This is a genomic window from Brevibacillus porteri, assembly GCF_003013475.1.
Taxonomy (GTDB): Bacteria; Bacillota; Bacilli; order Brevibacillales; family Brevibacillaceae; genus Brevibacillus; species Brevibacillus porteri.
The window spans coordinates 34,022-56,737 of record NZ_PXZO01000038.1 but is presented as its reverse complement, the minus strand read 5'-3'; the positions used below and the strand labels follow the sequence as shown (position 1 = coordinate 56,737).

Genomic DNA, 22,716 nt, shown 5'->3' with positions numbered 1-22,716 from the left:
CTGTTGTGGTCAGGTGGAAGCCCTGCCACATGCTTTCCAGTCGCCTTTTTCCTCCCTTCGTTCGGGCGGTCTCCTTCCAAGCATGTGACAGGACTTCTGTACAGCTGTGGATTTCTTCGTGTATGAAACGTATTGTACTTATAACAAATGCCCTCCAATTGGAGGGCATTGATCGTATTGTTCAGATGATTACCAAGGCTCCGGCCAGCCATATTGGATAATCAGATTGGATTGCTTGGCTGGTTGTTCTGCTAAAACTGGCATTGTAATGAAGGCGGTTAACATACACAAAGACAATATCCATTTCTTCATGACCTATACCTCCTGTTTGGTTCTATGATTACTTCCATTATACACGTTTACCAATTTATGGAGTATACCAAAAGGAAGATTTTTTTTCTTTGACACATAGAATTCAAAAAGAACGCTCAGACTCTTATCTGCTTGTTTGATCTCATTGATTGCCCGATAGTAATTCACGCTCTCCACAAGACTCTCGATTCCTAAGTTTACTTCGTTTTTTTGAATGTAAAAGGTGCCCTTCGTTCGGAAATACAGGCCCATTTGATTGTATTGATTCGGAGTAGTGAGACTCTTCGGCAAGATCGATGCTTCTGCCAAAAACAGATCACGGATTTTCTCTTCTTCTCCTACCTGAATATAAATCTCCAACAAATCATTCGCGATCACAATCTTGTCATCTTGTGCTTGCTGCGCAAGACATTCTTGTAATACCGGAATGGCCTTATCAAATTTCCCTGTCTTTCCGTATAGTTTCCCCCGAATATGTCTGGCATGTTTATGTACTTCGGGATAATCGAACATTTCGTATCTCTCCAGATAAAAATGTCCCAATGTGTAGTCTTCCAGCTCAAAATAGGAAATGATGATCGCAAGGATCGCTGCTGCTTTTTGCTCACTCTGACTATGGTCGATTTCAAGACCTTGTTTACACAGATGAATACAATCTGAATAGAATCCAAGACGCAATGCATGGAAGGAAAATTTATAGTAGGTCAAAATTCGCTCATTGATATGCAGATAGGATGTATAGTGTAATAGCTCCTTACCCTCTACATAAGTTTGATCTAACTGGCTTAGATTTTCACGTCGAATCATATAGCGTTGGAAAAGCGATCTTGCCAGATACAAAGGAATTCCATGCTCGCGTGAGTAGTCACAGATCACGTCATAAAGAGCCAAGCGCAGTTCTTCATCCGTTTCCGTTCCTGCTGTTTGATACAGATAGTCTAAAGAAAGAAATGTATTGCTTTTAGGACAATTTAACAATTGCAAAGCTACTTTGTTGGTAAGAACCACATTCTTCTCTTGCATCACAGCCTCTAATAGAGACCGCAGTGTCGCTTCGCGCTTCATTTTATGTAAATAGGGTACGATCGCTGTATAAAGTGGAATATCCAGTACTTTTGCCAGTTTCATTACATGCTGCATATTTGGTAAAGTAAATGCATCAGATTCTATCTTACTAATGGTTCCAGAAGCTACACCTGTTCTTTCTGATAACTCAGTCAGTGTTAAGTTTGCTCTATTTCGATATACTCGTAATATGCCCCCAAAGGTCTTTCCCTCTGAAATCACAGCAAATACACCCTCCTGATGATTCCTTTTTATGGATATGATAGCACATTAAACCACGAATGATATAATCGATTTGAATCATTTTTAAATAGATTACACTTTCTAATAGAGTGAGGAAAGGAGAAAATGGAAAACTCTCTTTTTAGAGGGTGCAATACTATTGATAGGAATCCATAAGGCAATGATCACTTAATTTCTCCAAAGGCATTTACGAAAAAGCCGCTTAACTAAATAAGCGGCTTTTTGTGGCTATCTACTTCTGTTTTCTTTAATACTATCCGTTCTTTCAATCATTTCGTAGAATCGCGTTGTTGTCTATACGCATTTAGAGCATTCATCCAAATCGTAACTAGCTCTGCAAAATACTTTGTTTCAATGATCGACTCCAAATCCTCGCCAGTGTCTATACCCTTTTCTAGTTGTTCCTCAACGTATGAGTTATAAATTCGAGTATAATCCCTCCGTATTTCGGAACTGTATAAATTTCCAGTACCATCTGATACTTCTTCTTCACCAGATACCACTCTTTGTATCCTGTCTAAAATTAAGTTCTTCGAGAGTTCTGATCGAACCTCGACTTCTAAAAATTCTTCTATAATCGATAAATGTTCTGGTAAGCAGATACGTAGTTTATCTGCCTGATCATCGAACACAATTTCGTAATGTATCATAAGGATTCCTCCTAGATTACGGTTCATAAATTGGGTAAGCTGTAGTAATCCTTCCATCCTTGTCTAGCCAAAGTTCACTTTTAATGCCAGAGGAATGCCTACCTACCCATTTGTGTATCATTTCCGTTCCATTAGACTTTAAGGCGGGGATTGCGTCAACATACACTTCATAAATAGCGGTCATTACATCATCAGCAGACCAATGTTTTGGAAAGAAGGACGATGTTTGCTCTTTCCTGACATAAGATGTGCCATTAAAAATATCTACTACTGCCTGATAAACACCGTGTGAATCAGGATTAGTTGGGCTTCCGACAATTCTGCTGCTTGCTGAACTTAGCTCATGATGCCACCCTACAGCTTTTCCTTTTTCATTAATTTCTCCTTCAAGGATATGTCTTCTAGCATTTGTTAGAATCACAAAAGAATATACAGATATTCTGGTACTAAGAGAAAAGTGGAACAGATAAAACATCCTATCGGTGTGCTGAACACTCGCAGGCCTCTTCGATTTGATTGGTCACACTTACACGTTACCTAATATGGTTGCTTCACTACATTTATTCTCTCTACTTCGTTAAAATTCAGGTTTATTAAACTTAGGCTGATAATTTATTAGTCAAGATTAAAAACCCTAAAAACTACATAACCAATCAGCTTGGAAAATAGGGCATAGTAGTCACCTATATTTGAATTTGGTTGGTCAGATGAAAAATGGTATGGGCTACTTCCGCGTAGGGTGGTACTCCTACCACAGCCGCTTTCATTCATACAAATAAAAAGCTGTCGCCCAGCCCATGCTTACGAAAAGCATAGCCCGACAACAGCTTCACATATTCTTCGACTACTCCATCGTCAAAACAACCCGACCATTAATTTGACCTTTTTCCAAACGCTCCAATACTTCGTTGATCTGATCAAGCGGCTGCGTCTCGATGATCGCGCGAACCTTGCCACGTGCTGCAAAATCAAGCGCTTCTTGCATATCCTTGCGTGTCCCCACAATGGAGCCTTTCACCGTCACGCCATTCAACACCGTGTCAAAAATCGGGATGGGCAGCTCTGCATTCGGCAAGCCAACAACGACTAGAGAACCACCGCGTCGAACAGATTTGTACGCTTGTTCAAACGCCTTCTTGGTGACTGCCACGCTGATCGCCCCGTGGACACCGCCCACCTGCTCTTGAATGGCTTGGACCGGATCAACCTCACTGCCGTTTACTGTCACATCTGCCCCTAGTTCTTTTGCCAAGTCCAGCTTTTCCTTGTGAATATCGACCGCTACGACGTTGTAGCCCATCGCCTTGGCATATTGGAGAGCCACATGCCCCAAACCGCCGATGCCGTAGATCGCCACCCATTCACCTGGCTTCACGTTTGCTACCTTCAATGCTTTATACGTGGTTACCCCTGCGCACAGGATCGGCGCTGCTTCCACATCCCCCAGCTCGTCAGGAATGCGTGCCACGTAAGCAGCAGGTGCTACGCAATATTCAGCATAGGCACCGTCAGCGGAATAGCCCCCGTTTAACTGTTGCATGCACAGTGTCTCCCACCCTGTCAGGCAGTAGTCGCATTCGCCGCAAGCGGAGAATAACCACGGAATTCCTACACGATCACCAATTTTCAATGAGGTAACGCCTTCCCCCAGCTTTTCGACAACACCTACGCCCTCATGCCCAGGAATCAAAGGCAGCTTTGGCTTCACAGGCCAATCCCCGTGTGCCGCATGCAGGTCCGTATGGCAGACACCACACGTCTTGATTTTTACCAGAACCTCACCGTGTCCGACTTCTGGAATAGCGACTTCCTTTACTTCCAGCTTTTGATGGAACTCGTTGACTACTGCTGCTTTCATCTTGACCTTCCTCCTCTTTTTTCCCCTTCAGGCATGTGCGTAAAGGGCAGGTGTTCTTCCCGCCTCCTACTAATTGCAAGCCGTATGCCAACATGAAAACGCTTAATCATTCAATGATCTAGCCGTTTCCTTTCTTCCAAGCAGCCGATATGGCGGCACATGAGCCGAAAAAACGGCCCGCCTGCCAACCTTTTGGCCGAAAAAGGGTATTCATCCTTGCCTGCGGTATTACTACGTAGTGGAAAAAGGGGGAGAATGCATGCAAATATCCAAGTTCATGACGCCGGAAATCATTTTCGGGAACCAGTCCCTCGGCCAGGTAGGGGAAAGCTTGCGCCGATTGGGAGCTTCTCGCGTCTTTCTTGTCAGTGATCCTGGTGTCGCAAACGCAGGCTGGATTGAGCGGATCATCTCTTATTTGCAGCAGCAAAAGCTCGACTACCATCTATGGACTAACGTGACAGCTAATCCGAAAGACTACGAGATTCATGCCGGGATTGCCGAATATCGAGCCAAGGAATGCAATGCCATTCTCGGTGTCGGTGGAGGCAGTGCCATCGATGCAGCCAAGGCTATCGCGCTGTTGGCTACCAACGAGGGCAGCATCGTTCAATACGAAGGCGTCGACAATATCCAGCATCCCCTTCCTCCCATGGTGATGGTACCGACTACTGCCGGCTCCGGATCGGAGGTTTCGCAATTTTCCATCATTGTAGACAGTGCACGCAAGGTGAAAATGGCGATCATCTCCAAATCGCTCATACCCGATATCGCCATCATCGATCCGCAAACCTTGATGACCAAGGACAAGCTGCTCACTGCCAATACAGGCATGGATGTGCTGACACATGCCATTGAATCGTATATTTCGCTCGCCGCAACGCCGCTTACCGAGGTGCATTCGCTGCAAGCCATGCGTCTCATCGCCCAGCATCTGCGCCCATCTGTCGCCAGTCAATACAATACAGAGGCCAAGCAAGCGATGGCCATGGCGAGTCTTCAAGCCGGAATCGCTTTTTCCAACGCCATCCTTGGTGCTGTGCATGCCATGTCCCATCAGCTCGGGGGATTCCTCGACGCTCCGCATGGCGAGGTGAATGCCATCCTGCTCCCACACGTGCTTGAGTACAACTACATCGCGGCACCGGAAAAATACAGACACATCGCAGAATGCCTCGGTGAAAACACTGCGGGCTTGAGCACACATGCTGCCTCTCGTCTCACACTCAAAGCGGTTAAGGAGCTGGTAAGCGATCTGGAAGTGCCCCAATCGTTGTCGGCTATCGGGCTGCATCCAGAGCAAATCGACCTGCTCAGCACTCTCGCCGTACTGGACGTGTGTATGACGACCAATCCCCGCGACATGACCGTCCACGATGTCGCGACGTTGTTTCGCCAAGCCTTGTAGGAGGTTCGTCATGCATACCAAACAAGAGATTTTGGAAAAATTGACCGGGATTCAATCCTCGCGAAAAAGTTATTACAGTGAACTCGTCTATCTTATCGAGGAGATGAAAAGGAAAAACAAGCAGCTCGCCGTTATTAACCAGCTGACACAAATTCAGATCAACGCCACCTGGCAACAAACAACCAGTTATATCGCCGCACAGCTCTCGCAAATTCTCGTGTTCGAGCATTTCGCCCTAACCATCGTGAAGGGAGGCACGCTCTCCTCCTATCTCGCCAAGTGGAATGATGGGGATTGGCAATGCCATACGATGACACAGACCGTTCCAGTGGAAGCCCCTGTGCTCACCGGGCAGGTTCATCTTACCCTTGCCGAAGTACTGCCTGAGCATCACGCCACCTCGGTTCCATTGCGCAGTCAGTTGAATCAGACTTTTGGTTTTCTGACACTCTTACGCCAAACAAAGCAGCTAGTCGATCGGGACGAAGCCGAATTGATTCAGCTCGTCGCCAGCCATGTCGGTGTCGTCGTAGAAAACAGCCTGCTTTTTCAAGACGTGAATGAAAAGATCAAAATCGAAGCCCAACTGATTCAATCCGCAAAAATGGCGGCAATTGGAGAGATGGCTGCCGGCATTGCCCATGAGCTGAACAGTCCGCTCACGGCCATCCTCGGAAACTCTCAATTGCTCATGCGCGAGATGACAGATGCACCAGAGGCTCCCTTGATGAAAGACATCTATCAATGCGGGGTACGCTGCAAAAAGATCATTCAAAACCTGCTCACCTTCTCGCGGCAGGAAGAGTACTTGTTTTCTACTACCTCTATTGACGTGGTCGTAGAGGACGTTCTAGGACTGATTGGCTACCAGCTGTCTGTTTCCGGCTTGACCATAACCCGGGAAATGTCTGAGCCTCCTCTGCTGTTTCATGGAAGTCGTCATCAGATCGAGCAAATTGTGATCAATCTCCTGTTAAATGCACGGGACGCTGTGGTAGGCAGGGAATCTCCACACATTGTCATCCGTTCCTTCCTCGTACAAGAGGAGGACGGCTCTTACGTAGGCTTATCCGTCTACGATAACGGCACAGGCATTTGTGCAGAACAGCTTTCGCAGATTTTTCAGCCTTTCTTCTCGACGAAGGAACGGGCAAAAGGGACTGGTCTCGGGCTTTCCGTCAGTCTTGGAATTGCAGAAGCGCACGGCGGGAAGCTGTTTGCTGAAAGCGTGGAGGGAGAGTACAGCAAGTTCACGATGCTTTTGCCACTGTTAGCTGACGAGGAGGACAACGATGGAGAAAAAACGGATTTTGATCGTGGATGATGAAACAGAGGTGACTACCTTTTTCACCTATTTCCTCAAGAAAAAAGACTGCGATATCGTCGTCGCTAATTCTGGAAAGGACGTGGAACGACTGCTTCATTCGGATTCTACCGGCTTTCACGCTGCACTCGTGGACCTGAAGCTGCCCGATGCAGACGGATTGACGCTGCTCAAACAGATCAAGGCAGTATTTCCCGCCTGCGAAGTCTTGATCATGACGGGCTTCAGTACGATTAAATCGGCTGTGACAGCGATGCAATGGGGCGCGCGCGATTACTTGGAGAAGCCGTTCGACGATCTGGACAGTCTGGAGCAGGTCATCGACGCGGTGCTCTCTTCTTCCAGCAAACACATCGATCACCTATCCCAAGAAGCCGCCCAATATGGTATCGTGTATTCATCTGACAGTCCGATGGCCAATGTAATCGCAATTGCCAAAAAATTAGCAAAAAAGGCGATCCATGTGCTTATTGAAGGCGAAACGGGTACCGGCAAGGAGCTGATGGCCCGTTTCCTCCACGGAGCAAGCAATCGCGCCCAGCAACCTTTTGTCGCTTTTAACTGCGGGGCAGTGCCGGAATCCTTGCTGGAAAGTGAACTGTTCGGCTATGAGAAGGGCGCTTTTACTGGAGCGCTCAAATCCCGCAAAGGCTTGTTCGAGCTGGCACATAACGGAACGCTGTTTCTTGACGAGATCGGGGAGGCTCCCCCTTCCATCCAAGTGAAGCTCTTGCGTACGCTAGAGACGGGAGAGTTCATGCGCGTCGGTGGCGAGCAGATCGGTCAGAGCAATATTCGCTTTATTTCTGCTACCAACCGCGATCTGGAACATGAAGTCGGGATGAATCGTTTCCGCAGTGACCTATTGTATCGTCTGGAAGGGATCAAGCTGTCGATTCCTCCTCTCCGAGAACGGATTCAGGATATCCCGACAATCGCGCACTACTACTTGCAAAAGCGCAGTGGAGGCCCGTGCGAAATCGATCAGGATGCCATCGAGCTCTTGCAGCGCTATGATTGGCCGGGCAATGTCCGCCAACTGATCAACGTACTGAATCAAACCATCGCGTTGAACGAATGCAAACGACTGCGTGCCGAGCATTTGCCAGCGAATTTGCGGAGCCGCACGGTACAGGTGCATCCGCCCACTGTCCCCAAACGGATAGAACAAGTTATCGATCACGAATGCGAGCGCTTTGTCGATACAATTAGCCGCCTTGTCACCTCTGTAGAAGGGATCGACTTCGATTATTTGATCAAGCGGATTAAACAGCTCGAAGGCGAGATCGGGCGAACGATTATCGAAAAGGGCTTGACCGAAACGAATGGAAACAGACAGCTTTTAAGCAAAAAATTAAACATCACCAAACGGACGATTCGCTACATTTTGAACGAAAAAGCATAACGTCTGCATTGGCGCATCTAGGAGGCATTCACGTCGTGGTACCTGAAAAACCTTTTTCGAACCTAAAAAAAATCCCTGCTGACTTCTCTCTATCTGCCGTTATTGTTGGACTCATCGCCACGATGGTCTCCTATGCAGGACCATTGCTGATCGTCTTTCAAGCTGCCAAAGGTGCAGGACTCAGCGATGCTGTCCTCGCCTCTTGGATTTGGGCCATCTCGATTGGGAGCGGCTTGACGTGCATTGTGCTCAGCATCTGGTTTCGCACCCCGATCATTACAGCATGGTCGACGCCGGGGGCAGTTCTGTTAGTCACCAGCTTGACGGTATACTCCTTTCCCGACGCGATTGGCGCGTATATTTTTTCGGCCGTGGTCATTACGCTCGTCGGTGTTTCCGGTTTGTTTTCCGTCTTGATGAAATACGTGCCGCAGTCGATTACGACCGCCATGCTTGCGGGGATTCTCCTGTCTTTTGGCGTAGACGTCTTTGTTTCCATGCAACACCTGCCTGCATTGGCTCTTCCGATGATCTTTTGCTACCTGTTCGCCAAACGCTGGTCTCCACGGTATGCTGTCGTGCTTACGCTTTTGGTTGGCTTGGTTGTCGCCTTTCTTTTGGGGCGTTTGCAAATGGACAATGTCCAGATGTCCCTCGTCCAGCCCATCTTTACGATGCCGACGTTTTCTCTCGATGCGATCATCGGCTTGGGGATTCCATTGTGCATCGTCGCACTTGCCTCGCAGAACGCCCCGGGAATTAGCGTCTTAAAAGCAGACGGGTACGATACACCTGCTGGACCTCTCGTAACGACTACTGGCATCGCTTCGCTATTGCTCGCTCCTTTTGGTTCACCGGGAATCAATCTGGCGGCGATTACAGCTGCGATTTGCACGGGAAAAGAAGCTCATCAGGATCATACTAAGCGCTACATTGCCGGGATTGCCTGTGGGGGCTTCTACTTAATCTTCGGGATGTTTGGCGCTACGATGGCTTCGGTATTCGCTGCCTTGCCCAAAGAATTGATTGCCGTCATTGCGGGCTTGGCTCTGTTTGCCTCGCTCAGTTCCAGCCTCGCACAGGCGATGAGCGAAGCAAAGGAACGGGAATGCGCCTTGGTTACGTTTCTCGTCACGATTTCCGGTATTTCCATTGGCGGGATCGGCGCTGCTTTCTGGGGCTTGATTGCGGGAGTAGTCACCCATCTGATTTTGAATGGCAACGTGAAAAGCTGGTTTTTGAAAAAGAAAAATACACAGCCGTTGGCGTAGCCAAGGTTGTTTAGAATGGCTCTATTCCAAAGGCGTATAAAGAGAAAAAACGGCTCCTTCGAACGAATCCGGGGAGCCGTTTTGTATGTTCCTTGCAACTAGCGGTAAAGCCCTTGTTCCTCGGCGTAATCTCCCCAATGCGGGCGGCTACCGTCTTTATCCGTAAAAGGATACTCGTCCGATAAGCCCCATGTACTGACCATTTTCCCCGTTTTTTCTGCAACAGCCGAGTCCGTAGCCAGCGCAACTACTGCTCGACCGATGTACGCAGGCGTTTCCGACATGATAAAGTGCTTTTCTTGCTTCACTGCCTCTCTCCACGTCTCTTCTGTCACGCCAAAATGATCGAGCATCGCTTCCGAGCGTAGGAAGCCCGGTGTTAAAGCCAACGCGGTAACCCCGTGTGGGCGCAAGTCCTCTGCCATCGAAGCAGCTAGATGAATCGTCGAGATTTTTGCCAAGCTGTAGTACAGATTGCCGCGGTACCGATAGTCGACTCCGTCCGTAATCTCGATGATCAACCCTTTTTTCTGTGCCACCATGAGCGGAACCGCATAGTGACTGGTGATCATATGCGTACGAATGGCGCGCTCTTGCATCAATAGACCGTCTGCCAATGGCTGCTCCCAGAACGGCGTCCCCCAGTGAGTCAATGGATCTCCACCCCAGATGTCATTGACCAATAGATCGAGCTGTCCATTTTGCTCCGCTTTTACTCGCTCAAAGAACGCTTTTACCTCTTCTTCCTGCGTATGATCGACGCGCACAGCGATCCCGATTCCGCCGCTTGCCGTCACGAGCTCTGCTGTCTCTTCAATCGTCTCCTGTCGTGCCATATCAGAGTGCTGACCACGCACCGTGCGTCCCGTCACATATACCGTTGCCCCTGCTTCTCCCAGACTGACTGCAATCCCCCGTCCTGCTCCTCTTGTGCCGCCTGCTACCACCGCTACTTTGCCTTGTAATGGTTTCATTCGTAATGCCTCCTTTATCGATTCATACATCAAGAATAACGAAGGAAATATGACAACTGCTGTCATATTCGTTAAGATACAATCAAAGTAATGTTGTTTTTACTTCTAGGAGGGCTTTTTATGCGGGCAGATCGACTCCTTACGATTTTGTTGCTCTTGCAAAACCACGGTCGCATGACTTCCAAGCAATTAGCAGACAGGCTGGAGGTGTCCGAGCGAACTGTTCATCGTGATATGGAAGCTTTGAGTGCGTCAGGCGTTCCCGTCTATGCGCTGCGCGGTGCAGATGGGGGCTGGACGTTGGCAGAAGGGTATCGCAGTAATTTGACCGGAATGAAAATAGATGAGCTACAATCCCTGCTCGTAGCCTCCCCTGCTGCCTTGTTGAATGATCTCGGACTACATGAAAACTATGAAGCTGCTTTTCTCAAGCTGTTGTCTGCCCTGCCAAAAACCGTTCAGCAGGATGCCATCCACGTACGCCAGCTCCTTCATATCGATGGGGCTGGCTGGCATGAATCGACGGAGACGGTTCCTTTCTTATCGATGGTTCAAGATGCCGTATGGCTTTCCCGCAAGCTGTTCATTCGTTACATGCGCGAGGATGTGACCGTAGAGCGCATTGTCTACCCGCTCGGACTCGTCGCCAAGCGCAGCATCTGGTATTTGGTCGCCAAAGTGGACGAGGACATGCGGACGTACCGGATTTCACGACTTTTGGATGCGCAGCTGCTAGATGATAGCTTCATCCGCCCAAGCGATTTCGATCTCGCTTCCTATTGGGAACAATCCACCTTGGACTTCAAATCCAGCCTCCCACGTTATCCTGCGCGGTTGCTAATCAAAAAAGAGACGTTGCCTGCTGTAAAACAGGAGCGTTATATAAAAATAGCCTCCACCCAAGCCGCAACAGACGACTGGATGGAAGCAGAGGTTGAATTTCATACACTTGCGTCAGCATGCTCGCTAGTGCTCAGCTTCGGCCCGCACATCCAAGTGTTGGAGCCACAAGAACTGAAACGGGAGGTCATAGAGCAGGCGCGTGCTATACTTGGCCAGTACGAGGTCCCGAATTAGCATGGACTTTCGTTTCTCGTCCGCACATGAGCAGGACGATTGTTCCCACGATCAACACCGCGGTAAAGACACTAAAAATGAACGTGTAGCTGTAATGATGCGACGAGTAGTAACCGACGAGATACGGTGCGATAATACTGCCAATTCTTCCGACACCGGATGCCATCCCAGAACCGGTAGCGCGCAGCGGTGTCGGATAATTTTCCGGCGTGTACGCGTACAAAGCACCCCAGGCCCCCAGATTGAAGAAGGACAAGAAGGCTCCCGTCACCAACAGCTCTGTCGTGCCACTGCTTTGTCCAAAAGCAAAGGCCATGACTCCGGTCATGAACAAGAAGGTCGCCAGCGTCCATTTCCGTCCCCATTTTTCCACGAGATAGGCTGCCGCGAAATAGCCTGGCAGTTGGGCCAACGTCATGATCAGTACGTACTGGAAGCTTTTGATCATCGTAAAACCTTTGTCGACCAAAATAGATGGCATCCATAAAAACATGCCATAGTACGAAAAAGCAATCGCAAACCAGACGACCCACAGCGTAATCGTCTCTGTCCGATGGGACGTCAACAGCGTTGCAATCGGAATGTTCTCGGCCTGCTTTTGAAACTGCGGAGATTCAGGAATGCTCCGCCGGGCAAACAAGGCATACACGACGGGCAACGCCCCGATCATGACAGCCACGCGCCAGCCATAGTCCGGAATGATGAAATACGATATGACAGCTGCCGCGATCCAACCGACCGCCCAAAAACTCTCCAACAGCACAACCGTACTTCCTCGCTTCTCCGGTGGCGCAAACTCGTTTACGAGCGTCGAGGCTACCGGCAGCTCGGCACCCAAACCGAGTCCCATCAGGAAGCGGAACAGCAGCATCGTCGCAAAACCAGTTGCGAAAGCGCTCGCAAAGCTCGCCAAGCCAAACAAGATCAAGGTCAGCAAAAACACTGGCTTGCGGCCAATTCGGTCAGCCAAATAGCCACCTACAATCGCTCCAATCGCCATACCGACGAGATTACCCGTCCCTAAGAGCCCAGCCTCTTCCCCTGTCAAACCCCATTCCTGTCGTAATGCCACCATAATAAAAGATAAAAGTGCAACATCCATGGCATCGAACATCCAACCAAAACCGGCTGCCCAAAAAACTTTTTTGTAAGGCTTTGACATGCTCGTTCCCTGCTTTCCTTTCTTTTGCGCAAGATATTCGCGCCTAGTTATCATTTCACTTTTTCGCCCAATATCCTGCTCGAGGAAAAAAGTTCGACTATTGTGATAGTAGGCTTTCCCAAGAAGCTCCATTCTAACCAGCCCATGACGAAAAGGCAGTCCGCTGATTCGTAAGACCGCCATTTTGAAACAAGAGACTTGTTCTTATTGAGGGAGCCTCTGAATGAATCTGTTCATGAGCAAAGAAAGAGAAATCAAGATGGGAGGGTCGTCCGGATGAGGCACATGAAGAGTAACTTGCTGATGAGGGACGATCGTAGTTGGTGTGACAATGATTGGTTTCTTGGAACGTGTGCGCAATGTCTCGTACGGCAGGAGAAAATCCATTGCCTGCATGCCCCAGGCAACAGACGTCGCCATCAAGTAATATGTACCCGGTTTGACATTGGTAAAACAAAAATTCCCTAGCGAGGGCAGCAATGTGCCGTATAAAGGGAGACCTTCTGGGATCGGCTTGGCAAACAAACCAATCAAAATGACGCCTTGAAAAGGCTCTGTAGACTCGATTGTCCCTGCAATGGTCATCGGTCGCTCGGGGGCTGGATGTAACCGAGTCCACTCTGTCAACTGCTGCAAGGAACGGAGACGGTCTTCCGCTACCTGGGCCGTTTCTCGAAATTCGCTAGGCGATACCCCGACACGCTCCGTAAAACGGGTAGAGAACGTCCCCAGACTCTGCTGACCAATTTCCAGACCAATGTCGCGAACACTCATGTTCGTGCGTAGCAGTAAATCCTTTGCCCTTTGGAGTCGCATGGTCGATACGTAATAAAGCGGCGGGAGACCGATTCTTTCTTTAAAAATCCGTGCAAAATGATACTGGCTATACGCAACATGATTCGCCAGCCGGGAAAGTGGCAACGGCTCATCTAAATGTCGATGTATATAAGCGATCACTTCGTCAATTTCGGTATACCTGTCCATCAATGGAGCCGCTCCCTCCTTTTTCTGCACAGCCAAACACAGAACGTTTGTTCTGAAATAAAATTTACCATATTTTTCTGACATATGGAAGAGGAAATTGTAGCACTTACTTTTTCGTTTTCTGCAAACGAATTTCGTTCAGAAACGCTTGCATCGTGTTCGTTACAAATGAATCTTTTCGGCGAATAAAGACGGTTGTCACCTCATGATAAGGCTCCGGGATGCGATGAATATGAACCGTTCCGCTCTCGACCAAATGGTGTACTGCCGATTTCGGCAAAATGGTAATGCCGATCCCCGCTGCTACGCCCCCGATGATTGTCTCAAACGTTCCGAATTCCATCACTTTTTTCGGAATCAAGCCCTCTACCTTCATCCAGGTCTCTAACCGCTCTCTATACCCGCAACCCTTCTTGTAGAGCAAAAGAGCTTTCCCTGTGATATCACTGGCAGTGAAGGAACTGTTTTTCGTTACCAACACCAGCTCCTCTTGAAACACTTGCTCTTGCTCGATCAAAGGATGGTTAATCGGTCCACTCACGAACGCTCCATCCAGCGCGAGATCCAGTACTTTTTGCAGCAAATTCTCTGTCACACCTGCCTTGAGAGAGATATCCACATGCGGATACTGGCTGCAATACGAGGATAGCAACCTCGGAAGGGCATTGATCGTCTCGACCATCCCAACCTCCAGCACACCGGACGGCTCGGAAGCCCGATGAAAGTACTTTTGCATTTCTTCGAATTTGGCGATGATTTCTCGCGAATATTCGAGCAGGCGCTTCCCTTCTGTATTTAAGGTCATGCCTCGCTTGTTGCGATAAAACAAAGGTGTCCCCAGCTCTTTTTCCAGCAGCTTGATCCGCGCAGTCACATTCGACTGAACATAACTTAGCTCGGCTGCGGTCTTGCTCACGCTGCCTAAAGTGGCGACCATCTGGAATATTTTCAAATCGTTGATCTCCACGTTTCTCCCCCTTCTTTCATCTATCACTGAAAATGATACATAAAGTTATTATCAATCATTATACTAACATATTTCCATCCAGTATGATGTGGTAAGTCAACTTTGTCAGCTTCAGATTGAAAGGGAGAAATCGCATAATGAACAAGCAACTACTTTTGGGGTCTATTTTCTGCATGGTGGCCAGTATGTCATGGGGGGCAATGTTTCCAGTTGCGCACATCGCGCTGCAAGAGATCGATCCATTTTACTTCTCATTTCTTCGCTATTTTTTCGTAACGATCATTTTGTGCGGTTTGCTCTGGGCAAAAGAAGGCTTGTCTGCTTTTCGTCTTGAGGGGCGCGGGAAGTCTCTGCTATTTTTTGGAACAATGGCGTTTACCGTCTACAATATGGGAGTATTTCTCGGGCAGGATTTGATGGGAGAGCCCGGCACGATTGCAGCGTCCATTATGGAAGTGCTCATGCCGATGATCTCGATTGTACTTTTGTCCATTACTACTAGAAAGCTGCCACCGTACTATACTTTGGCGACGATTCTGATAGCTTTGGTCGGCGCTGTCCTTGTTATTACCAATGGCAATCTTACCTTCTTTACTACAGCAAGTGAGCATTTGATTCCGTTGTTCTTCATTTTCATTGGTGTCGTGGGTTGGGTCGTCTACTCGATCGGCGGCGGGCGTTTTCACACGTGGTCTACACTTCGCTACTCCACGTTGACGTGTCTCTTAGGAACAGGATTGAATTTCGTGATTGTCACGACTGCTTCACTCTTTCAATGGCTTCCGGTTCCTACCGTCGAAACGGTGATGTCCATCCAGTACGAAATGGCGTTCATGGTTCTTTTACCCGGTTTTGTAGCTCTTTTGAGCTGGAATGCAGGCATCAAGCTACTCACTCCGCTCAACGGCATTTTGTTTATCAACCTGGTTCCGATCACGACCTTTGCCATGATGGCGTTACAAGGTTATGAGATTAGCCGTTACGAATTGTGTGGCACCTTGCTCGTGATTCTGGCCCTGATCGGGAACAACCACTTCCAAAGAAAGCAACTACAATACCGTTCCGTCACAAAGCAACAACCGAGTGGAAGAAAAGTTCCGTCCATGTAAGAAAGAACTACAAAGGTGAATTAACTACAAAGGTGAATTAACTACTGTCTTGCGTCCCACAAAATTTATGGATAGAAATTCAGCTAACCCTGGATCTCTATCCATTTTTTTATTTTGTAGGAGAATTGGTTAAATTCGCCATGTTTCGACATAAACGAATTCAGGGTATCCATTAACTATCTAATATATTAACGCAGAGATGCAGACAATGGAGGAATTTTATGGCATGGCGTAACACTATCTCATTCAAAATGATTTTATTGCTGACATGCGTCATCCTCATTACCTTTTCTTTGTTGGGCTACTGGATCTATTCAGAAACACGCGCGTTAATTGTGAGCAATGTTGAAAAAAGTCTCCAGAAGAACAGCGAAAGTATTGTCGCAGATGTAGATGCTCTGTTAGAGGAGAAAGCGGTTCTGGTACGGCAAATGGCGACCAATCAACAGTTTCTCAAGCTGCTTGGTTCCGACCTAGACAGGGATACCGTTCAGACGGATACGCGTTATCAGGATGTGATGGCTTCTCTTGATGCGATAGCTGGCACAGACCCGCTGCTGTCGTTGGTATGGATTGCCCATGAACGAGGGAACTTTTTGTTGGGGAACGGGAAGACACTTTCCAAACCGGATTGGGATATCCAAACACGCCCATGGCATGAAGAGGCTGGAGCAAAGGACGATGTATGGTTTTCCGATCCTTATGTGGATGCGATGACTGGCAAGCTGGTTATCAGTGCCATTCTGCCTGTTAAAGACGGAGGAAAAGTCCTTGGATTTGTTGCAATTGACCTGCTGCTGGACAAGCTGCCGGAAATCATGAACGTCTATAAGCTGGGAGAGTCGGGATACAACTTCCTGCTGTCCGACGACAGTACGGTCCTGTATCATCCGCAGACTGAATTGGTGATGAAAGCCAAGTTTACAGAGCAGGAAGGGGATCGTGCCCGTATCGCCACCAAAATGATTAAGGGCGAAAGCGGGATTGAGGAAGCCGACATCGATGGTGTAAAAAAATATGTTGCCTACTCTCCCATCCCTATAACCGGGTGGTCCGTTGGGGCAACCATTTCCGTAAAAGAAGCGCTGGCAGAACTGGAGCAATACAACACGATCCTACTGGTGGGGATGGTTTTATCAGGCAGCGGACTTGTACTTGTGGTCTATATCTTGACTCGCCGTCTTCTCAAGCGTTTGTTAGGCTTGACTACAGTCCTTCAGGTATTGTCCACGGGCGATTTGACTGTGAATTGGCGTGATTCTTCCCGGGACGAGCTGGGGGTCGCTGCGGATAGTCTGAATACGATGATCGATTCGTTCCGCACTACGATTCAGCAGGCGCATGACACAGTTGCGATTCTTGCAGGCTCTTCACAGCAATTGACGGCAGTATCGGCAGAAGCCGCACAGATGGGCAACCGAATCGATGCGGCGATGAGCAGTATCATGCGAGGGACAGAATCTCAGCATGAAGGGGCGCAGCAGACGGCGCTCGCGATGAACGAAATGGCGGAAGGGGTCCAACGAGTAGCTACATCTGCAACTGAGGTCTCCGCCTTAACCCAGGACTCACAGGTAATCGCAGAACAAGGGAATCTTTTGTTGCAGCAGGTTGTCACCCATATGCACGGTATTCGCAAAACAGTAGGTCAATCCTCAGAAGACATGGACAAGCTGGAACAAATGACCAAACAAATCGGAACCATTGTGGCAGTCATCAATGAGATAGCCATGCAAACGCAATTGCTTTCATTAAACGCCTCGATTGAAGCGGCTCGCGCGGGCGAACACGGCAGAGGTTTCTCTGTCGTGGCGAGCGAGGTGAAAAAGTTGGCGGAACAAACAACGAACTCCCTTGGGGATATCACCAGCATGATACATGATATTCAGTCCATGACCGACAAAGCTGCTGCAACTCTTTTATCAGGCGTAAAAGAAGTGGAGCAAGGCGTGCATCTGATCGAGCAAGCAGGAGAAATGGTTGGGGGCATCTACCGAAATATCGTTGAGATTACTGGACAGACCGAAGAGGTTTCTGCATCTACGGAAGAAATCTCGGCGGGAACGGAGGAAGTGGCTGCTTCCATGAACGAGATCGTTGCGATCAGTCGCTCCGCTTCCGAACATACGCGGGAGGTAAAACAATCAGTAACATCACAGCTGACAGCGATGAAAGAGATTGCGCAAGCAGCTGAGTCTCTCAGTAATACCGCTGACCAGCTTCAAGAAAGTCTGTTCCACTTTTCGGTAGAAAATGAGGGCAAGGTCCAGAATTCGCAAAATTAATACGAGGTAAAATGGAAAGCTTCCTGCAAATACAGGAAGCTTTCCATCCATTTAGCACAGGTGATCTGCATATTGCAGTGCCAGCACCTTCGTCGTTTCAATCCAGAGCTTCCGATGCAAAATCGTCGGACCCAATCTTCTTTCCATAAACCGCAGCATGGGCTCGTTGTCATGCTCGATAAAGCAAATGCCAAAGGGAAAGGCTGGCTGAGCCTGTGCAATGGTTTTCATCAACAGCGCAATTCCTCTTGCCTGCTGCTGATACTTCTCCTGTACGAACATCGTTTTGTACAAAAGCATATTACCAGCCATTCGCTGTACGATCACCCAGCCAATGACTTCCCCCTGATAGCGCAAGCCTGTACTGTAATCAGGATCGAATTTTCCTTCTTCAAAAAACGGAGACAACAGCGGCGTGTACCATTGCCCTTCTCCCTGTTCAATGTCCAGTCTCTCTGCTGGTGTCAGGTCTTTCCAGGGAAAGAGGGTATAACCTTCGGGGAGTGCCAGCCTCTCCACCCAATGGCATTCACCCAACCGCATCGAGCCGAGTGTGTACATATAGGTTTTTACCTTTGGCAACTGCCAGCCTTCCCTGATCGCAATTTTGGAGAGCCATGAAAAATCTTGTGCTTTGATGAACCCAGCGAACTGTCCATCGCTGCTGCCTTGCTCTCTCATTTTTTGCTCAGCGTGCCACAGCAGCTTCATGCCCATTCCCCGCCGTTGATGCCCCTCTGCTACCACTAGCTCGATGATCTTGGCCTGTCCTTCGTTTACAGCGGATCGCCCCAACACGATGCCCGCAGGCTGATTGTTGTTAGAAGCCCCGAATCCCCAAACTGATGAGCCGTTGATCTGGTCCAACCACTCCAGGTGTTTGGGGTGCACTAACGATTTATACGCCCGTGCAGTGCTAGCAGTCAGTTCCTCTAGTTGCAATGTTCGTACCTCCTCGATGGACTTTGGCTTGCTCATTGTTTGGGTTTTACAGGTGCTGTTGCTGTACCTTGTATAAGATTTCCGGCCTTATCCCTCATGAAGCCTGGTTCAAAGGAAACCTTGCTTTGTTCCGTGATGAGAGACCCGTACGTGGTGTAGAACGAATCCTGGAACGTAACGCGAATGGTGTTTCCTGACACCTGGAATTTGGCATACGCCGTTACCTCTCTCTTGTCGTCAAAATTCCCGGAAGGTGAGAATAACATTCTCAAATTGGGGTTCGGGTCATTTCGAAGTGGTTCTGACGCTGACAAGGTATAGGTTGTTCCCTCGCAGGTGACGTCTGGAGACAATTGTGGGGGGGTAGCGTCAAATCCGACACTGATCTCCTCTGTATCCAACAAATTTTCACCCCGATACAGCTTAAACACTGCATAAGAGTTGTCATCTTCTATTACCGTTGGCTTTGCCTTGATCGTCACTCCATAATCTCCATGGGTCATTTCCAGCATTGACTCGTCGACCTCGACGGTGATGTATTCCTTTTCATTGATCACAAAACGGTCCAACTGGTTGTCATAACGATACGAGAGGGGCTGATTTTTTACAGATACCTCAAGATATTCGCTCAATGCCCTCTTGTCCATTGCTGGCTCCCACTTGTCGGCAATCGTAACTTGACGAGACTGGGTCGGAGCAATCGGCAGCTCGATCTCGGCATCAGGCAAGCGATCTATTCGTGGGTTGTTGAACAACAAATGTGCTTTTGATATGTAGGACATCCAGTGTGTTTTTTCTGGGCCCTCACTCAGAAGCTCGACCTTGGCAAAGGCCGCATCGATCATTTCCTGAGTAACCTTGGGCCTCAGTTCAACCATATCATTATTTGTATATAGACCCTCTACTGCTTGCTTTGCTTCTTTCAGCAAATCTTTCCCGTTGTCCAATAACGTTTGCGCCTTTTGGATATCCGCTAACAGCAATACCTTTGTCTCCGAGCCGTCTTTCAGCTTTTCTACCTTTTCCTTCGCTGCATCGATCGTGCTCTGTGTCACTCCTGGTTTTAGCCCTGTCTGGTTTTCATCGGTGAACAGGTCACGAACGGCTTTTTTTGCTTCGACTAGCAACAAGTCGTCATACTGCTCCTGTGCCTTCTCAATATCGGCGAGCAGACCCGGCTTTTCTGATACACGATTGTCCAGCCCCTCGACCAGCTTCTTCGCATCATCGATCTGTTTCTGTGTCGTGCCTGGGCGCAGTTCTTCTTTTTTCCCATCCGTAAACAGCTCTTCGACTGCTCTCTTCGCTTTTAGCAGAGCCGGGATCGGCGGAGGATCGATTGGGGACGGAATCACAATGACGGGGTCTTTGAAACGAATGGAAAAACTGTCACTCGTGACATCTTCCTGTGCGCGCTTGATGTTTCGCTTGTCGATCGTGAAGCTGACCTCTTTTACATTGTCCGCGCCTGTATGCTTCCTGGCCTGGCCTGTAAACAAAATGGTGAGCTCGTCGTCACTCTCTTGTTTGCTCTCAATATCCAGCCCGTCAGGCAGATTATGTACCTCGATATCATTGGCAGACAGTTCACCAAGGAACTTGCCGTTAGACAGCTTAAGCGTTTGTTTTGCCGTGATGCTGCCATCATTTGCTCCTGCCTCTTCTATCACCGCCTCGCTGACAGAAAGCGCGGGCAAATCAGGCAATTCGGCTCCATCTACAGCTATCTCAAAGACGGCCTCCGCCTCGTCCATTTTTGCCGTAATTTCTACCAGGCCTTCTTTCTTGGCTGTTACCTTGCCCTCAAAGTTGACGAAGGCAATTCGTCTATTGCTAGAGCTCCAGAACAGCTCCCGTCCAGTAACGATGCGGTCATTTTCATCAAATGCAACGGCGATCAGCGTTAGCGACTTATCCGTATGATCTTTGGTAGATAGCCGGGCATCCTCTGCGACTGCTACCAGCTCAATCCGCTCTGCTTTCGTCCCTCTTTCGGCGATTACGAATGGTTCTAATTCCTCTTCTTCGCCGTCATACTGCAAGCGCAGGGAAACCGTCTGTTCTTTTTTCGCTGCACGAATCGGTGAAAAACTGAGCAATACAAGCTGTTCTTCCTCTAGCCAGACAAAGTTTTTGATTTTGATTCGAGTGGGATCTCGATCATCTATAGCGGCCGTCAAACGGAAATCCTTTGCAACAAGTGCCTTGTCTGGAGCTGTCTCCAATCGATAGGCAATGAAGCCGTTGGTCGCTGTATGCTCCTCTGACTCTAGCAAGGACTCCCCTGACTGGTTCTCGTCTTCTCCTACTTCCTCTGATGCCTCTCGAACTTCCTCATCAGTTTGGTCTTCTGCTACTGACGGACTGGCTATGCCGATTGTCTGCCTTTCTTTAATCGGATAAGAAACGGCTGCATAGGCATTGCCGACAAAAGAAAGCAAAAAACCGGTTGAAACAACAGCCGTTAAAATGATTTTGGCCTTTGGCTGCTTTTTGCTCATATGTAAATACCCCCTCTTTTTCTTTTGTATGACAAAATCATGCAAACTAATGCTATCAGAGGTGGAAATGAAAAAAACCTAACAAAAGTTAGGTTTTTGACGTACTTTTTAAACGAGTAATAGATCGACAAAAGACGCTTGATCCAGCTTCCCGAAAAACTCCTGAAGATTGATATCGGCCAGTCGCTCACTGATAGAGGAACGATCATACGGCGTATCTCGCAGCACTGCTTCCAGCTCTGCTACATCACGTACACCGAAGAAATCCCCGTATATTTTCGCTTCTTTCATTCTGCCTTTCTCAATATCAAGCTGAATCTCCACGGTGCCGATATCGAAACGCTTGGATTGACGGTAATTGCTTTTCGGTGACTTGCCGTAGTTCCACTCCCAAGTCTGGTAACGGGAACGGGAAAGCTCGTGGATTTTCTCCCAATCCTCGTCAGTCAGCTTGTATTCTTCGATCTCTCCTTCTCCAAAAATCGAACGAAGTATCGCCAGCCGGAACTCTTCAATGGTCATCTTATTCACCAAAAACTCCGAAATGTTGGCGACGCGGCTGCGAATGGATTTGATCCCTTTGGACTGGATCTTCTCTGCGTTTACCTTCAGCGCAGACACGACGTTTTCCATCTCCGAATCAAAAAGCAGCGTGCCGTGGCTGAACATGCGTCCTTTGGTCGAATACTGCGCATTGCCAGAAATTTTCCGTTCCCCGACCTGTATGTCATTTCGTCCAGTCAGCTCTGCTTCTACCCCTAATGTTTTCAAGGCTTGTACGACAGGAGCCGTGAATTTGCGGAAATTGTGGAAGGACTCGCCGTCATCATTCGTAATAAAGCTGAAGTTGAGATTGCCCAGATCGTGATAAACAGCACCACCGCCAGACAGTCTGCGAACGACGTGAATGTTGTTATCCTCTACATAGGTCGAATTGATCTCTTCAATTGTGTTTTGATTTTTTCCGATAATAATAGAAGGTTCATTGATATAAAACAGCAAGTAGTCGTCACTGTTGGTCAAATGCTTCAGGGCGTATTCCTCAATGGCCAAATTGATCCGTGGATCTGTTATCCCTTGATTATCGATAAATTTCATTGGATAGCCTCCATCCGTAAGCGTTCTATCCTCCTATCATACCATTTCCTGCTGGTCTGTACTGCTTTCGAATCTGCTCAT

19 protein-coding genes are annotated in these 22,716 nt (G+C 48.3%); 7 read left to right on the top strand and 12 right to left on the bottom strand.

Translation table 11 applies throughout. From position 1 onward, the window contains the following. Positions 1–189: 189 nt before the first annotated feature. The 5 genes from C7R92_RS33170 to adhP all read right to left on the bottom strand — a co-directional run bounded on the left by C7R92_RS33170 (position 190) and on the right by adhP (position 4,128). On the bottom strand, positions 190–312 hold the full coding sequence (locus C7R92_RS33170; protein WP_279629822.1) for a hypothetical protein: 123 nt from the start codon (positions 310–312) through the stop codon (positions 190–192). Positions 313–315: 3 nt separating this feature from the next. Beyond that, complete coding sequence (locus C7R92_RS19115; protein WP_106835315.1) at positions 316–1,599, bottom strand: helix-turn-helix domain-containing protein; 1,284 nt, start codon at positions 1,597–1,599, stop codon at positions 316–318. A gap of 290 nt (positions 1,600–1,889) precedes the next feature. Beyond that, entirely contained in the window at positions 1,890–2,270 is a 381-nt protein-coding gene (locus C7R92_RS19110; RefSeq protein ID WP_106835314.1) for a hypothetical protein, read from the bottom strand. A gap of 16 nt (positions 2,271–2,286) precedes the next feature. Then, positions 2,287–2,745, bottom strand: coding sequence for an EndoU domain-containing protein (locus C7R92_RS19105; protein WP_106835313.1), 459 nt, complete (start codon positions 2,743–2,745; stop codon positions 2,287–2,289). A 369-nt stretch (positions 2,746–3,114) separates the two neighbouring features. Beyond that, complete coding sequence (adhP, locus tag C7R92_RS19100) at positions 3,115–4,128, bottom strand: alcohol dehydrogenase AdhP (protein ID WP_007729533.1); 1,014 nt, start codon at positions 4,126–4,128, stop codon at positions 3,115–3,117. A 259-nt stretch (positions 4,129–4,387) separates the two neighbouring features. Between adhP and C7R92_RS19095 the strand changes: the two genes are divergently transcribed. Genes C7R92_RS19095 through C7R92_RS19080 form a run of 4 tightly spaced genes read left to right on the top strand, consistent with a single transcriptional unit; the run spans position 4,388 to position 9,536 of the window. Further along, positions 4,388–5,536 (top strand): iron-containing alcohol dehydrogenase, encoded by a 1,149-nt coding sequence (locus tag C7R92_RS19095; RefSeq protein WP_106835312.1) that lies wholly within the window; start codon positions 4,388–4,390, stop codon positions 5,534–5,536. 10 nt (positions 5,537–5,546) lie between these two features. Next, positions 5,547–6,860 carry a sensor histidine kinase gene (locus C7R92_RS19090; RefSeq protein WP_106835311.1) on the top strand — a complete coding sequence of 438 codons (1,314 nt, stop codon included), beginning with the start codon at positions 5,547–5,549 and terminating at the stop codon, positions 6,858–6,860. Then, the gene (locus tag C7R92_RS19085) at positions 6,829–8,265 is read left to right on the top strand and encodes a sigma-54-dependent transcriptional regulator (protein ID WP_106835310.1); all 1,437 of its coding nucleotides are present in this window, start codon (positions 6,829–6,831) and stop codon (positions 8,263–8,265) included. Before C7R92_RS19090 ends, C7R92_RS19085 begins: the two co-directional genes overlap by 32 nt. 35 nt (positions 8,266–8,300) lie before the next feature. Next, positions 8,301–9,536 (top strand): benzoate/H(+) symporter BenE family transporter, encoded by a 1,236-nt coding sequence (locus C7R92_RS19080; RefSeq protein WP_069848484.1) that lies wholly within the window; start codon positions 8,301–8,303, stop codon positions 9,534–9,536. A gap of 98 nt (positions 9,537–9,634) precedes the next feature. Here C7R92_RS19080 and C7R92_RS19075 read toward each other — a convergent pair whose 3' ends face one another. Then, a complete protein-coding gene (locus C7R92_RS19075) occupies positions 9,635–10,510 on the bottom strand; it encodes an SDR family oxidoreductase (protein WP_106835309.1) in 876 nt (291 codons plus the stop codon). A gap of 120 nt (positions 10,511–10,630) precedes the next feature. Between C7R92_RS19075 and C7R92_RS19070 the strand changes: the two genes are divergently transcribed. Beyond that, a complete protein-coding gene (locus C7R92_RS19070) occupies positions 10,631–11,587 on the top strand; it encodes a helix-turn-helix transcriptional regulator (RefSeq protein ID WP_106835308.1) in 957 nt (318 codons plus the stop codon). On the opposite strand, the gene C7R92_RS19065 is transcribed toward C7R92_RS19070, so the two are convergent. The 3 genes from C7R92_RS19065 to C7R92_RS19055 form a co-directional block, all read right to left on the bottom strand. Next, positions 11,556–12,749 carry an MFS transporter gene (locus C7R92_RS19065; RefSeq protein WP_106835367.1) on the bottom strand — a complete coding sequence of 398 codons (1,194 nt, stop codon included), beginning with the start codon at positions 12,747–12,749 and terminating at the stop codon, positions 11,556–11,558. The genes C7R92_RS19070 and C7R92_RS19065 overlap by 32 nt on opposite strands. A 204-nt stretch (positions 12,750–12,953) precedes the next feature. Further along, positions 12,954–13,733 (bottom strand): helix-turn-helix domain-containing protein, encoded by a 780-nt coding sequence (locus tag C7R92_RS19060; RefSeq protein WP_017251240.1) that lies wholly within the window; start codon positions 13,731–13,733, stop codon positions 12,954–12,956. A 106-nt stretch (positions 13,734–13,839) separates the two neighbouring features. Continuing rightward, positions 13,840–14,700: a LysR family transcriptional regulator gene (locus C7R92_RS19055; RefSeq protein WP_106835307.1), complete on the bottom strand. Its 861-nt coding sequence runs from the start codon at positions 14,698–14,700 to the stop codon at positions 13,840–13,842. Between the two features lie 137 nt (positions 14,701–14,837). Between C7R92_RS19055 and C7R92_RS19050 the strand changes: the two genes are divergently transcribed. Both C7R92_RS19050 and C7R92_RS19045 read left to right on the top strand, forming a co-directional pair. Beyond that, positions 14,838–15,809, top strand: a complete 972-nt coding sequence (locus tag C7R92_RS19050; RefSeq protein WP_106835306.1) for a DMT family transporter — start codon at positions 14,838–14,840, stop codon at positions 15,807–15,809. Between the two features lie 221 nt (positions 15,810–16,030). Beyond that, positions 16,031–18,094, top strand: coding sequence for a methyl-accepting chemotaxis protein (locus C7R92_RS19045; protein ID WP_106835305.1), 2,064 nt, complete (start codon positions 16,031–16,033; stop codon positions 18,092–18,094). 51 nt (positions 18,095–18,145) lie between these two features. On the opposite strand, the gene C7R92_RS19040 is transcribed toward C7R92_RS19045, so the two are convergent. From C7R92_RS19040 to lplA, 3 genes are all read right to left on the bottom strand, one after another. Further along, the gene (locus tag C7R92_RS19040) at positions 18,146–19,036 is read right to left on the bottom strand and encodes a GNAT family N-acetyltransferase (RefSeq protein ID WP_106835304.1); all 891 of its coding nucleotides are present in this window, start codon (positions 19,034–19,036) and stop codon (positions 18,146–18,148) included. Between the two features lie 32 nt (positions 19,037–19,068). Then, a complete protein-coding gene (locus C7R92_RS19035) occupies positions 19,069–21,537 on the bottom strand; it encodes a toxin Cry1Ac domain D-VI-related protein (RefSeq protein ID WP_106835303.1) in 2,469 nt (822 codons plus the stop codon). 108 nt (positions 21,538–21,645) lie between these two features. Continuing rightward, positions 21,646–22,635 carry a lipoate--protein ligase gene (gene lplA, locus C7R92_RS19030; protein ID WP_106835302.1) on the bottom strand — a complete coding sequence of 330 codons (990 nt, stop codon included), beginning with the start codon at positions 22,633–22,635 and terminating at the stop codon, positions 21,646–21,648. Positions 22,636–22,716: the final 81 nt, after the last annotated feature.

Excerpts from the sequence above, each read along its gene's own strand:
- C7R92_RS33170 (WP_279629822.1), bottom strand. The coding sequence starts at position 312 with ATGAAGAAATGGATATTGTCTTTGTGTATGTTAACCGCCTTCATTACA.
- C7R92_RS19110 (WP_106835314.1), bottom strand. The coding sequence starts at position 2,270 with ATGATACATTACGAAATTGTGTTCGATGATCAGGCAGATAAACTACGT.
- C7R92_RS19105 (WP_106835313.1), bottom strand. The coding sequence starts at position 2,745 with ATGTTTTATCTGTTCCACTTTTCTCTTAGTACCAGAATATCTGTATAT.
- adhP (WP_007729533.1), bottom strand. The coding sequence starts at position 4,128 with ATGAAAGCAGCAGTAGTCAACGAGTTCCATCAAAAGCTGGAAGTAAAG.
- C7R92_RS19095 (WP_106835312.1), top strand. The coding sequence starts at position 4,388 with ATGCAAATATCCAAGTTCATGACGCCGGAAATCATTTTCGGGAACCAG.
- C7R92_RS19090 (WP_106835311.1), top strand. The coding sequence starts at position 5,547 with ATGCATACCAAACAAGAGATTTTGGAAAAATTGACCGGGATTCAATCC.
- C7R92_RS19085 (WP_106835310.1), top strand. The coding sequence starts at position 6,829 with ATGGAGAAAAAACGGATTTTGATCGTGGATGATGAAACAGAGGTGACT.
- C7R92_RS19075 (WP_106835309.1), bottom strand. The coding sequence starts at position 10,510 with ATGAAACCATTACAAGGCAAAGTAGCGGTGGTAGCAGGCGGCACAAGA.
- C7R92_RS19070 (WP_106835308.1), top strand. The coding sequence starts at position 10,631 with ATGCGGGCAGATCGACTCCTTACGATTTTGTTGCTCTTGCAAAACCAC.
- C7R92_RS19065 (WP_106835367.1), bottom strand. The coding sequence starts at position 12,749 with ATGTCAAAGCCTTACAAAAAAGTTTTTTGGGCAGCCGGTTTTGGTTGG.
- C7R92_RS19060 (WP_017251240.1), bottom strand. The coding sequence starts at position 13,733 with ATGGACAGGTATACCGAAATTGACGAAGTGATCGCTTATATACATCGA.
- C7R92_RS19050 (WP_106835306.1), top strand. The coding sequence starts at position 14,838 with ATGAACAAGCAACTACTTTTGGGGTCTATTTTCTGCATGGTGGCCAGT.
- C7R92_RS19045 (WP_106835305.1), top strand. The coding sequence starts at position 16,031 with ATGGCATGGCGTAACACTATCTCATTCAAAATGATTTTATTGCTGACA.
- C7R92_RS19035 (WP_106835303.1), bottom strand. The coding sequence starts at position 21,537 with ATGAGCAAAAAGCAGCCAAAGGCCAAAATCATTTTAACGGCTGTTGTT.
- lplA (WP_106835302.1), bottom strand. The coding sequence starts at position 22,635 with ATGAAATTTATCGATAATCAAGGGATAACAGATCCACGGATCAATTTG.